Annotated in this window: 11 protein-coding genes; all 11 read left to right on the top strand. The window is 71.2% G+C overall.

The annotated features are described in order from the left end of the window. Window positions 1–46 precede the first annotated feature (46 nt). The 11 genes from ACFVXE_RS21970 to ACFVXE_RS21920 all read left to right on the top strand — a co-directional run bounded on the left by ACFVXE_RS21970 (window position 47) and on the right by ACFVXE_RS21920 (window position 12,857). A complete protein-coding gene (locus ACFVXE_RS21970; protein WP_389673293.1) occupies window positions 47–1,405 on the top strand; it encodes a DUF6716 putative glycosyltransferase in 1,359 nt (452 codons plus the stop codon). Window positions 1,406–1,425: 20 nt separating this feature from the next. Continuing rightward, complete coding sequence (locus tag ACFVXE_RS21965; RefSeq protein ID WP_389673291.1) at window positions 1,426–2,682, top strand: cytidylyltransferase domain-containing protein; 1,257 nt, start codon at window positions 1,426–1,428, stop codon at window positions 2,680–2,682. Window positions 2,683–2,694: 12 nt separating this feature from the next. After that, on the top strand, window positions 2,695–3,630 hold the full coding sequence (locus tag ACFVXE_RS21960) for an N-acetylneuraminate synthase family protein (RefSeq protein WP_389673289.1): 936 nt from the start codon (window positions 2,695–2,697) through the stop codon (window positions 3,628–3,630). Window positions 3,631–3,641: 11 nt separating this feature from the next. Beyond that, complete coding sequence (locus ACFVXE_RS21955) at window positions 3,642–4,697, top strand: hypothetical protein (protein ID WP_389673287.1); 1,056 nt, start codon at window positions 3,642–3,644, stop codon at window positions 4,695–4,697. A gap of 145 nt (window positions 4,698–4,842) precedes the next feature. Beyond that, window positions 4,843–5,439 carry an MBL fold metallo-hydrolase gene (locus ACFVXE_RS21950; RefSeq protein WP_389673285.1) on the top strand — a complete coding sequence of 199 codons (597 nt, stop codon included), beginning with the start codon at window positions 4,843–4,845 and terminating at the stop codon, window positions 5,437–5,439. Window positions 5,440–5,785: 346 nt separating this feature from the next. Further along, the gene (locus ACFVXE_RS21945) at window positions 5,786–7,021 is read left to right on the top strand and encodes an amidohydrolase (protein WP_389673363.1); all 1,236 of its coding nucleotides are present in this window, start codon (window positions 5,786–5,788) and stop codon (window positions 7,019–7,021) included. Window positions 7,022–7,158: 137 nt separating this feature from the next. After that, window positions 7,159–8,202 (top strand): BMP family protein, encoded by a 1,044-nt coding sequence (locus ACFVXE_RS21940; protein ID WP_389673283.1) that lies wholly within the window; start codon window positions 7,159–7,161, stop codon window positions 8,200–8,202. Window positions 8,203–8,486: 284 nt separating this feature from the next. Further along, complete coding sequence (locus ACFVXE_RS21935; RefSeq protein ID WP_389673281.1) at window positions 8,487–10,064, top strand: ABC transporter ATP-binding protein; 1,578 nt, start codon at window positions 8,487–8,489, stop codon at window positions 10,062–10,064. Continuing rightward, window positions 10,061–11,176, top strand: coding sequence for an ABC transporter permease (locus ACFVXE_RS21930; RefSeq protein WP_389673279.1), 1,116 nt, complete (start codon window positions 10,061–10,063; stop codon window positions 11,174–11,176). The genes ACFVXE_RS21935 and ACFVXE_RS21930 overlap by 4 nt, the downstream gene beginning before the upstream one ends. Beyond that, window positions 11,173–12,462, top strand: coding sequence for an ABC transporter permease (locus ACFVXE_RS21925; RefSeq protein WP_389673277.1), 1,290 nt, complete (start codon window positions 11,173–11,175; stop codon window positions 12,460–12,462). Before ACFVXE_RS21930 ends, ACFVXE_RS21925 begins: the two co-directional genes overlap by 4 nt. Beyond that, complete coding sequence (locus ACFVXE_RS21920) at window positions 12,459–12,857, top strand: cytidine deaminase (protein ID WP_389673275.1); 399 nt, start codon at window positions 12,459–12,461, stop codon at window positions 12,855–12,857. Before ACFVXE_RS21925 ends, ACFVXE_RS21920 begins: the two co-directional genes overlap by 4 nt. Window positions 12,858–12,904 lie beyond the last annotated feature (47 nt).

Below are 12,904 nucleotides of genomic sequence, written 5' to 3'. Positions count from 1 at the left end.
CGTCACGTTGGGCCGCGAATCGAAATGCCTTCCTAACTTCTAGGACGTGCCCCCACGTACCAGCAGGACCACGGCGCTCCGAGTGGCCGTACTCGCCGACTCGGACACCCGGTGGAAATGGGGCGCGCTCACCGCGCGCCGCCTGACCGCCGGGTCCCCGGACGCGCCCCGGGAAGCGGACCGGCCGGTCGAGATCAGCGGACTGCTGCTGCGCGGCCGGGCCACCCCGACCGCCCGCCAGCTCGCCGAGGTCGGTGACGTCGGGGTCGAGACCGGCCGGGTGCGCGAGGTGACGGCCGTCGAGTTCCTGCACACCGTGCGGGACGAGGGGTACGACGTCGTCGTCCTCGCCCTGGTCGGCGGCGCCGTCCAGGCGATGCTGCACGGCCTCGCCACCCTGCGGCTGCCCGCCAGGCCCGTCGTCGTCACCGGCTACGTCGGCGTCGTCTACGAGAAGCTCGCCGACGGGCTGCTGCTGCGGCACGGCGCGGACGTCGTCCTCGCCAACTCCCGTCACGACGCGGAGCGTTTCCGCGCGGTGTACGAAGGAGTGGGCGCGGACGCCTCGGCCGTCACGGAGGCCGCGCTGCCGTTCCTCGGCGGCGCCCCGCACCTCCCGCAGGAGGGCCGCGACACGGTCGTGTTCGCCGCCCAGCCGTCCGTACCCGCATCCCGCGCGGACCGTACGTACCTGCTGCGCAGGCTCGTCGAGCACGCCAGGCTGCACCCGGACCGCGAGGTGCTGCTGAAGCTGCGCTCCAAGCCCGGTGAGCACACCACGCACATCGAAGAACTTCCGTACCAGCGGCTCGCGGAGCGGCTGCCCGGTGGGCTGCCCCCCAACTTCCGCCTGGTGTACGGACACATGGGCGAGGTCCTGGACCGCACCGACCTGCTGGTCACGGTCTCCTCGACCGCCGCGCTGGAGTCGTTGCACCGGCGCATCCCCACCGCGGTCCTCACCGATCTCGGCGTCCGCGAGACGCTCGGCAACCACCACTTCATCGGTTCGGGCCTGCTCACCTCGTGGGACCGGCTCGACGGCGGCTCGCACCCGGAGCCCGACGAGAAGTGGCTGGCCGGCCAGGGCGTCGCCGCCGACGGCACGTACGACACCTCCTACGACACCGCCCGCGCCCGCGTCGACGCGCTGCTGGCCGAGCCCCGACTTCCCGACCTCGCCCCGTACTACACACCCGCCACCGCCCCGGGCTACCTCCCCGGCATCCTCGCCCGCCACCACCTGGCCCCCGACGGCCGTCCACTGCCCGGCGCCGCGGCTCCGCGCGAGACCGGCGGGGTACGGGGCGCGGTCCGCGACGCGGTACGGGAAGCGGCCCGGGGCGCGTACCGGCAGGGCGTCCAGCGGGTCGCCCCGGTGATCCGGCGGATGGGCGAGCTGTGACAACGAATCCAGGAGCAGAGATGACGCCGACCCCGGCACCGAATCCGACCGTGCTCGCCGTGATCCCCGCCCGTGGCGGATCCAAGGGCGTCCCGGCCAAGAACCTCGCCCAGGTCGGCGGGGTACCGCTGGTCGCCCGCGCGGTCCGCGCCTGCCTGTCCGCCCGCGAGGTCACGGACGTCGTGGTCACGACCGACGACGCGGCGATCGCGGACGCGGCCGGGGCGGCGGCCAACGCGCTCGGCGCAGCCGGCCGGCTGCACTGCGTCGAGCGCCCGCAGGCCATCGCCGGCGACACCGCCACCAGCGAGGCCGCGGTCCTGCACGCACTCGACGCGTACGAGGCGAAGCACGGGCGCACCGTCGACGTGGTGCTGCTCGTCCAGTGCACCAGCCCGTTCGTCACCCGCGAGGACATCGACGGCGTAGCCGCCGCGGTCGCCCGCGACGGCGCCGACACCGCCGTCACCGTCGCCCCGTTCCACGGCTTCGTCTGGCGCGACGGCTCCGCGGTCGAGGAGGACACCTACGGCGTCAACCACGACAAGGCCGTCCGCCCGCGCCGCCAGGACCGCCCCCAGGACCTGCTGGAGACCGGCGCCGCCTACGCGATGGACGCGGCGGGGTTCCGTGCCCACCGGCACCGCTTCTTCGGCCACACCGCGCTGGTCACCACCGACCCCGCCAGGGTGCTGGAGATCGACGACCCGCACGACCTGGCCCGCGCCCGCGCCCTCGCGCCGCTCCTCGACCCGTCGCCGCTGCCGACCCGCGACGACATCGACGCCGTCGTCCTCGACTTCGACGGCACCCAGACCGACGACCGCGTCCTGATCGACGCCGACGGACGCGAGATCGTCGCCGTCCATCGCGGCGACGGCCTGGGCATCGCGGCCCTGCGCAAGTCCGGGCTCGACCTCCTCATCCTGTCCACCGAACAGAACCCGGTCGTCGCCGCCCGCGCCAACAAGCTCAGGATCCCCGTCCTGCACGGCATCGACCGCAAGGACCTCGCGCTCAAGCAGTGGTGCGACGAGCAGGGCATCGCCCCCGAGCGGGTGCTCTACGTCGGAAACGACGTCAACGACCTTCCCTGCTTCGCGCTCGCCGGCTGGCCCGTCGCCGTGGCGAGCGCCCACGACTCGGTTCGTGCCGCGGCGCGCGCCGTCACGACCACCCCCGGCGGCTTCGGCGCCATCCGCGAAATCGCGGCCTGGCTGCTCGGCCCCACCCTCACAGGCCACCTCTCCACCCCCACCAACTCCACCACCAAGTAAGGAAACACCCTCATGAGCACCTCCCGTCTGCGTACCCTCGGCACCCGCACCGCCGGCCCCGGCCGGCCCGTCTACGTCACCGGCGAGATCGGCATCAACCACAACGGCGACCTCGAGAACGCCCTCGCGCTGATCGACGTGGCCGCGGACGCCGGCTGCGACGCCGTCAAGTTCCAGAAGCGCACCCCGGAGATCTGCACCCCGCGCGACCAGTGGGACATCGAGCGCGACACCCCCTGGGGCCGGATGACGTACATCGACTACCGTCACCGCGTCGAGTTCGGCGAGACCGAGTACCGGGCCATCTCCGACCACTGCGCCAAGCGCGGCATCGACTGGTTCGCCTCCCCGTGGGACACCGAGGCCGTCGCCTTCCTGGAGAAGTTCGACGTCCCCGCCCACAAGGTCGCCTCGGCCTCCCTCACCGACGACGAGCTGCTCCGCGCCCTGCGCGCCACCGGCCGCACGGCCATCCTCTCCACCGGCATGTCGACCCCGCGTCAGATCCGCCACGCGGTCGAGGTCCTCGGCTCGGACAACATCCTTCTCTGCCACGCCACTTCGACGTACCCGGCGAAGGCCGAGGAGCTGAACCTCCGCGTCATCAACACCCTCCAGCAGGAGTACCCGAACGTCCCGATCGGCTACAGCGGCCACGAGACGGGCCTGCAGACCACCCTCGCCGCCGTCGCCCTCGGCGCCGCGTTCGTCGAGCGCCACATCACGCTCGACCGCGCCATGTGGGGCTCCGACCAGGCCGCCTCCGTCGAGCCGCAGGGCCTGACCCGCCTGGTCCGCGACATCCGCACCATCGAGGCGTCCCTCGGTGACGGCGTCAAGAAGGTGTACGAGTCCGAGCTCGGCCCGATGAAGAAGCTCCGCCGTGTCGCGGGCGTCGTCGCCGAGAACACCGAGGCGGCCCCGGCCGCCGAGCCGGTCGCGGTCTGACGGGCCGACCGGTGAACCTCGCCTTCGTCGAGAGCCCGGTCCAGCTCCTGAACGTCCTGGAGTGGGCCTGTGTGGAGGGAGGCGACGACCACGTCCTGGCGGACACCACGGTCGTCGTCCTCCCCCCGGTCGACCCGATGTCGCGCGGCCAGCTGCGCCGGATGGCGGAGCTGGCCCGCGACGAGGGCGTCAACGTCCGCTGGCAGGAGGCGCGCGGTGGCCCGGGCGCCCCGCTCAAGACCCTGCGCGCCCTGACCGGAATGCTGCGCAGGGCGGACCGGATCGTGATCGGTGATCCGTTCTCCCGCTACGTACAGCTCCTGCTGTCCATGGTCCGCGCCCGCCGTCTCACGGTGGTCGACGACGGCACCGCCACGATGGAGTTCGTCGCCCAGCTCGCGCGCGGCGAACGGCTCGTGCGCTGGCACCGGCGGGGCAGCTCCGGGCCGCGGGACCTGATCCTGGCCCCGGTCGCGGCCACCGCCCGCCGCCGCTTCACCCCGTCGGCGAACCGCGAGGTCGAGGTGTTCACCGCCATGCCGGTCGAGGCTCCGCCCGGCGTCACGGTCACGCGTAACACCTTCGCCTGGACCCGGGGCCGGTTCGGCCCGCCGCTCCTGACCAAGGGTGCGGACCTGGTCGGCACGTCCCTGGTCGAGACGGGCGTGATCGACCAGGAGCAGTACCTGGAGGCGGTCGCCGCACTGTCCCGTACCCACGGCGCGACCCGCTACTTCGCCCACCGGCGCGAGTCCGCCGACAAGCTCCACGCCCTGGAGGCGGCCACCGGCCTGGAGATCGTCCGCCCGGACCTCCCGCTGGAACTCATCGCCCGCCGCGGCCCGATCGGCCGCACGGTCCTGAGCTTCCCGTCCACCGTCGTCCACACCCTGCCGCTGGCGCTGGCCGGCACGGAGGTCAAGGTCGCGGTCTGCGACATCGCCCCGGAATGGCTGCGCGACACCGCGTCGCCGCGCGCCCAGGGGTTCCTGAGCGGCGTCACGGAGACGGCCCGCGACGTACAGCGCCTCGCCCCGTGGCGCGCGACAGCGATCACGGAGGTGTAGGCCGCGGCCCGACCCGCATGACATCGCCCCGGGGCGGCCGTGCGAACGGTATCCACCGGGGCCGTGGTCATGTGCGGCCCCCGCGCCCGCGTCCCCGCCCGCGGACCGGGCGACCGGGGCCGGGCCGCGGGTACGTTGGGACACCATGCGGATCACGAAGTACACCCATTCCTGCGTGCGGCTCGAACACGAAGGCCGCGTCCTGGTCATCGACCCCGGCACATGGAGTGAGCCGGCCGCCCTGACCGGCGCCGATGCCGTGCTGGTGACGCACGAGCACGCCGATCACGTCGACGTCCTCAGGCTGGCGGGCCTCGGTGTGCCGGTCTACGCCCCGGCCGCGGCGGACCTGCCCGGGCTGGAGGTGACCGGGGTGACCCCCGGCGAGGAGTTCACCGCCGCCGGATTCCGCGTACGGGCGGTCGGCGGCCGTCACGCGCCCGTCCACGGCGGCGAACCGGACTGCGCGAACACCGGCTACATCGTCGACGATGCGGTCTACCACCCCGGTGACTCGCTGCACGTACCCGGGCAGCCCATCGAGACGCTCCTGGTCCCGGTCCAGGGATCGTGGCTGAGGACGGCGGAGGCCATCGACTTCGTCAACGCGATCGGACCCGGGCGGGCGTTCGGGATACACGACGCCCAGATCAACGAGCGCGGGCTGAGCAGCGTCAACGGCTGGATCGCCGAGAGGACCGACAGCGGCTACCGACACGTGCTGCCCGGCCGGACCGTCTGAGCAGGCGGAGCCCGGGCGGCGGAGTGCGCAGCGCCTCGGTACGGAGCCGCGCCTCGCGGCCGTCGTGCCCCTGCCCACCCGGGCCATCGCTCAGGTGTGCGACGCATCCGTGCCGTGCGGGCGCGGCGACGTAGCGTGGAGGGTGATGCGGACCCCCGGGCCGGTGGGCGGCTCGCGGACGGGTCGCCGGGGAGCGCCATCGGGTGAAAACGGGTGAGTTTACCCACCTCTCTCTCATGCCACACGCTCCGGCGCCGCATTTTGTTCCTCTATGCGGCTGAACTTTTGTTGATCTGTGGTCAGTTGAGGGGGCAAGGGGCCTACTCTTCAGAAGGTGAACCAGTTGATGTCCCGCGAGTCCGATGCCGATCTGCCCGAGGGTGCCGCCCTGCCCGGCGCGTTGCCCGACCCGCTGCGGGCCGAGCTGATCGCCTTCCGGCGAGATCTGCACATGCACCCCGAGCTCGGCAACCAGGAGTTCCGTACCACCGCGGCCATCAAGGCCCGGCTGGAGAAGGCCGGACTCCGCCCGCAGGTGCTCTCCACCGGGACCGGACTCATGTGCGACGTGGGCACATCGGGACGGGCGGGTGCCGGCGCGCGGCCGATGCTCGCCCTGCGCGCGGACATCGACGCCCTCCCCATCCCGGACACCAAGGCCGGCGTCCCCTACCGGTCCACCGTCCCCGAGCGGGCGCACGCCTGCGGCCACGACATCCACACCACCACCGTCCTCGGCGCCGGGCTCGTGCTCGCCGAGCTGGACCGGCAGGGTCTGCTGCCGAACCCGGTGCGGCTGATCTTCCAGCCCGCCGAGGAGGTGCTGCCCGGTGGTGCGTCCGACGCGATCGGGTCCGGGGTGCTGGAAGGCGTCGGACGGATCATCGGGGTGCACTGCGACCCGAAGGTCGACGTGGGGAGGATCGGACTGCGGGTCGGGGCGATCACCTCGGCCTGCGACCGGCTGGAGATCACACTCGACGGACCCGGCGGGCACACCGCCCGTCCGCATCTGACCACCGACCTGGTCACCGCCGCCGCCAAGGTGGCCACCGAGGTGCCCGCGCTGCTGGCGCGGCGGGTCGACGCGCGGGCCGGACTCGCGCTCACCTGGGGGCGGCTGGAGACCGGGCACGCCTGCAATGTGATCCCGCAGCACGCCGAGCTCTCCGGAACGGTCCGCTGCCTGGACCTCGCCGCGTGGCGGGAGGCGCCGGACCTGGTCCACGCCGCGATCGACGAGGTGGCCGGAATGCACCGGGCCAAGACGGTGATCGACTACGTCCGGGGGGTCCCGCCGGTCGTGAACGACCCGGAGACGATCGAGCTGCTGGCCGCCGCCATGGCCGGGCGCCGCGGATCGTATGCGATCGAGGACACCGAGCAGAGCCTGGGCGGCGAGGACTTCTCCTGGTACCTGGAACACGTCCCCGGCGCCATGGCGCGGCTCGGGGTGCGAACCCCCGGGGACACCCGCCGTCTTGACCTGCATCGCGGTGATTTCGACGCGGACGAGGAGGCGATCACCGTCGGCGTGGAGCTGTTCACAGCCGCTGCGCTACTGGACGGCAACCGTTCGTAACCGGCACGGACACCTGTGGTTCGCGACGATCCGATAACGGCTTCCGTACAGGGCTTTATCTGACATCTACGCGCGTTACGATCGCGGCGAAACCAGCGCCGGAAGAGGCGCTTCGGTCAGGTCGAAGGAGCCTTCCCTTGCGCCGCGTATCCAAGATCACCGCTGCGTGTGCTGTCACCGCGGCCCTCGCGCTCACCGCCACCGCGTGCGGCGAGTCGTCCGAGGAGAGCACCACCAGCTCCGCCAAGGGCCAGATGAAGATCGGCATGGCCTACGACGTCGGCGGCCGTGGTGACAACTCGTTCAACGACTCCGCCGCCCGTGGTCTGGACAAGGCCAAGGCCGAGTTCAAGGCTCAGACGAAGGAGCTCACCGCCAAGAACGGTGAGACCCCGGCCGACCGGGAGCAGCGCCTGCAGTCGCTCGCCGAGGGCGGCTACAACCCGGTCATCGCGATCGGCTTCGCGTACAAGGACGCGGTCGACAAGATCGCCCCGAAGTACCCCAAGGTCAACTTCGGTCTGGTCGACTCGGTCTCCGACGCGAAGAACGTCGCCTCCATCGTCTTCACCGAGGAGCAGGGCTCGTACCTCGCCGGTGTCGCGGCGGCGCTGAAGTCGAAGGACGGTCAGGTCGGCTTCATCGGCGGTGTGGACCTTCCGCTGATCAAGAAGTTCGCCGCGGGCTTCCAGCAGGGCGTCCTGGACACGAAGCCGAAGGCCAAGGTGCAGATCCAGTACCTGTCCACCGGTTCGGACCTGTCCGGCTTCGGCAGCCCCGACAAGGGCAAGGCCGCCGCCAAGGGCATGCTCGACAAGGGCGCGGACGTCATCTTCGCCGCCGCGGGCGGCTCCGGTGCCGGTTCGATCGAGGCCGTCGCGGGCCAGAAGGGTGCCTGGTCGATCGGTGTCGACTCCGACCAGGCCCTGGACCCGGCACTGGCGAAGTACAAGGACACGATCCTGACCTCGGTCGTCAAGAACGTCGACGCCGGTGTCTTCGACCTGATCAAGTCGGTCAAGGACGGCAAGCCGCTGGCCGGTGTCCAGACGTACTCGCTGGCCAAGGGCGGCGTCTCGCTGACCACCACGGGTGACCACCTCAGCGACATCCAGGCGCAGCTCGACGAGGCGAAGAAGAAGATCGTCGACGGCACGATCACGGTCAAGACCACGACCTGATCCGACTCGTCGATCGGGGCCCGGGCGAGCGGCTTCGGCCGCCCGCCCGGGCCCCGTCGCATGACAGGTGCGGCACGGCGCTCCCCCCCCCGGAGCGTAGCCGCACGCACACGGTCGGCCACCTGTTATCGGGTGGCCAACGATTCGGTGGCGCTACGCGCGTAGCGTGCGCAGGGCGCGGTACCTTTTTTCGCTCCCGTCGCCTTCTCCCGTCGCCTCCGCCCTCCGCCCTCCGCTCCTGCCAAGGAGAGTGCGCCATCAACGCGTCCAGCAGTCCCCATGCCGTGGAGCTCCGCGGCATCACCAAGCGGTTCCCCGGGGTCGTGGCCAACCACGACATCGACATCACCGTGCGCCGCGGCACCGTCCACGCTCTCGTCGGTGAGAACGGCGCCGGCAAGTCCACCCTGATGAAGATCCTCTACGGCATGCAGAAGCCGGACGAGGGCACCATCGCGGTGGACGGCGAGCAGGTCTCGTTCCACAACCCCGGTGATGCCATCGCGCGCGGCATCGGCATGGTGCACCAGCACTTCATGCTCGCCGACTACCTCACCGTGCTGGAGAACGTCGTCCTCGGCTCCGAGAAGCTGCACGGGATCGGCGACCGGGCCCGCGCCAGGATCAAGGAGATCTCGGACGCGTACGGGCTCGGGATCCGCCCGGACGCCATGGTCGAGGACCTCGGTGTCGCCGACCGCCAGCGCGTGGAGATCCTCAAGGTCCTCTACCGCGGCGCCCGCACGCTGATCCTCGACGAGCCGACCGCCGTCCTCGTGCCGCAGGAGGTCGACGCACTCTTCGACAACCTGCGCGAACTCAAGGCCGAGGGCCTGACCGTCATCTTCATCTCGCACAAGCTGGGCGAGGTGCTGTCGGTGGCCGACGAGATCACCGTCATCCGGCGTGGCACGACGGTGGGCACCGCCGACCCGGCGAACACCACGCCCAAGCAGCTCGCCGAGCTGATGGTCGGCAGCGAACTGCCGTCGCCGGAGACCCGCGAGTCGACCGTCACCGATACGCCGATGCTCACCGTCGACGACCTGCGGCTGACCGCCACCGACCCGGACGGGGTGGTGCGTGCCGTGCTCGACGGCATCACCTTCACCATCCACAAGGGCGAGGTCCTCGGCATCGCGGGCGTCGAGGGCAACGGCCAGTCCGAACTGGTCGACGCCGTCATGGGCATGCGCCACCCGGACCACGGGGTGCTCACGCTGGACGGCGCCGACATCTCCCGGGTCCCGACGCGCAAGCGGCGCGAGGACGGCATGGCCGTCATCCCCGAGGACCGGCACCGGCACGGACTGCTGCTGGAGGCCCCGCTCTGGGAGAACCGCATCCTCGGCCACGTCACCGAGCGGCCCAACAGCAAGGGCCCGTTCCTCGACCTCAAGGCCGCCCGCGCGGACACCGAGCGGATCGTGCGCGAGTACGACGTCCGCACCCCCGGCATCGAGGTCACCGCGGCCTCGCTCTCCGGCGGCAACCAGCAGAAGCTGATCGTCGGCCGCGAGATGAGCCACGCCCCGAAGCTGCTGATCGCCGCGCACCCCACCCGGGGCGTGGACGTCGGTGCCCAGGCGCAGATCTGGGACCAGATCCGCGAGGCGCGCCACGAGGGACTGGCGGTGCTCCTGATCTCCGCCGACCTGGACGAGCTGATCGGGCTCTCCGACACCCTGCGTGTCATGTACCGCGGCCGGCTGGTCGCGGACGCCGACCCGGCGACCATCACTCCGGAGGAGCTCGGCTCGGCGATGACGGGAGCGGCCACCGGCCATCTCGAAGCGCCCGCCGAGCCGGACGGACCGGACGCCGACGACACCGACCCCCGGGACGGGGGAGAGGACCGATGAAGAAGTTCGACAAGGAGCGGGTGCTCCTGGGGATCGCGGCCCCCGTACTCGCGATCGTGGTCGCGTTCCTGGTGACCGCCCTCGTGCTGGCGGCCACCGGCAAGCAGCCGTTCAGTGCGTTCGGCATCATGTTCGACTACGGCGTGAAGTCGGACAGCCAGGTCTACATCCTCAACAAGGCGACGACGTACTACCTCGCGGGTCTCGCGGTGGCCGTCGGCTTCCGGATGAACCTCTTCAACATCGGCGTCGACGGCCAGTACCGGCTCGCCGCCTTCTTCGCCGCCGCCGTCGGCGGCGCGCTGACGCTGCCCGGCGCCCTCCAGATCCCGCTGATCATCCTCACCGCGATGATCGTCGGTGCGATGTGGGCCGGTATCGCCGGCGTCCTCAAGGTCACCCGGGGTGTCAGCGAGGTCGTCTCGACGATCATGCTGAACGCCATCGCGACCGCCGTCATCGGCTATCTGCTCCAGCAGGGCCGCCTCGGCCACCTCGACGAGGCCGGCACCAAGATCTCCACCACCCCGCTGCCGGAGTCCTCGCACTTCTTCGAGTTCCCGACCACCCCGACCCCGGTCTGGGGATTCATCGTCGTCGCGGTCGTCGCGGGTGTCGCCTACTGGTTCACGCTCTCGCGCACCCGGTTCGGCTTCGACCTGCGGACCGTCGGCCAGTCCGGCTCGGCGGCCGAGGCCAGCGGCGTCGACGTCAAGAAGATGGTCATCACGTCGATGCTGATCTCCGGCGCGGTGGCCGGCCTGATCGGCATGCCGACGCTGCTCAACGACAGCTTCGAGTACAGCGGCGACTTCCCCATCGGCATCGGCTTCACCGGTATCGCCATCGCCCTCCTCGGCCGCAACCACCCCATCGGCATCGCGCTCGGCGCGCTGCTCTGGGGCTTCCTGGAGCGCGGCACCGGCAAGCTCGAGTTCGAGGGCTACGACAAGGAGATCGTCGGCGTCATCCAGGGCGTCATCGTCCTCTGCGTCGTCATCGCCTACGAAGTCGTCCGCCGCTACGGAATCAAGCGCCAGCAGAGCAAGGTCGGCGCCGAACTCGCCGCACAGGCCGCCCGTAACTCCGACCAGCAGGAGGTGTCGGCGTGACCGCCACGGCGACTTCCACCCCGCCGCCCGCGGCCCCCAGGGTCTCCGGTGGCAAGGGCGGCCGCACCCGCCTCTCGTTCCCCGTCGTCCTGCTGATCGTCGCGGGCGCGCTGCTCGCACTGTCCGCGGTACGCGCCATCACCGGAGCCCAGGACGTCACCTCGGCCGGGCAGATCAGCGCGGCGCTCGCGATGGCCGTGCCGATCGGGCTCGCCGGTCTCGGCGGTCTGTGGGCCGAGCGGGCCGGCGTGGTCAACATCGGCCTCGAAGGCATGATGATCCTCGGTACCTTCTTCGGCGCCTGGGCCGGCTGGCAGACCAGCCCCTGGCTCGGTGTGCTGGCCGGGATCGTCGGCGGGATGGCCGGCGGGCTGCTGCACGCCGTCGCGACCGTCACCTTCGGCGTCGACCACATCATCTCCGGTATCGCCATCAACATCCTGGCGCTCGGGTTCACCACGTACTTCGCCAAGCTCTGGTTCAACACCGGTGACGCGGCGGCCAAGGGCGGCAGCCCCAAGCAGTCCCCGCCGGCCGACGACATCACCTCGGTGACGGTCCCCGGCCTGTCGGACTGGCTGCACTCGATCGAGAAGCACCACTGGTTCTTCGTCTCCGACCTGGCCGGTGTCATCGGCGGTCTGGTCACCAACGTGTCGCTGCTGACGATCCTCGCGGTGGTCCTCTTCGTCGTGACGTTCTTCGTCCTGTGGAAGACCCCGTTCGGGCTGCGGCTGCGCTCCTGCGGCGAGAACCCCGTGGCCGCCGAGTCGCTCGGCGTGAACGTCTACCGCTACAAGTACATCGCGGTGATCGTCTCCGGCGGCATGGCCGGCCTCGGCGGTGCCTTCCTCTCCCTGGTCACCTCGCACATCTACAACGAGGGCCAGACCGGCGGCCGCGGTTACATCGGTCTCGCCGCGATGATCTTCGGCAACTGGCGGCCCGGCGGACTCGCCATGGGCGCGGGCCTGTTCGGCTTCGCCGACGCGCTCCAGCTGCGCAACGGCGGCGAGTCCGTCCACGCCCTGCTGCTCCTGCTCTTCGTCGTGCTGGCGCTGCTGGCCGCCTGGAAGCTCTACCGCAAGAGCTTCGTCCAGGGCGGGGTCAGCGCGGTCATCGCGGCCGTCGTCCTGGTCTGGTACCTCACCACGGACTCGGTGCCCACCGAATTCGTCAGCGCCACCCCGTACATCGTCACGCTGCTCGTCCTCTCGCTCTCCGCACAGCGGCTGCGGATGCCGAAGGCGGACGGCATGCGCTACCGGAAGGGCCAGGGCAAGTGACCGCCGCTGCCGACGTCGACTGGGCCGCCCTGCGGACCGCCGCCCGGGACGCCATGTCCCGCGCCTATGCGCCCTACTCCGGCTACCCGGTCGGCGTCGCGGCACGCGTCGACGACGGGCGCACGGTGGTCGGCTGCAACGTCGAGAACGCCTCGTACGGCATCAGCCTGTGCGCGGAGTGCGGTCTGGTCTCCCAGCTGCACGCCACCGGCGGTGGCCGGCTGACCCACTTCACCTGTGTGGACGGAGCGGGCGAGATCCTGGTCCCGTGCGGCAGGTGCCGTCAGCTGCTGTACGAGTTCGGCGGACCGGAGCTCGTCCTGGAGACCCCGGACGGCCTGCGCACCCTCGACGAGATGCTGCCGCAGGCTTTCGGGCCGGATCACCTGAAGTAGAACTGCCGTGGCCCTCCCGGTCTTTCGGGAGGGCCACACCCGTCTCC

It is taken from the genome of Streptomyces sp. NPDC058231 (assembly GCF_042882275.1).
In the GTDB taxonomy this organism is placed as follows: Bacteria; Actinomycetota; Actinomycetes; order Streptomycetales; family Streptomycetaceae; genus Streptomyces.
This window is presented reverse-complemented; position numbering and strand designations above follow the sequence as displayed.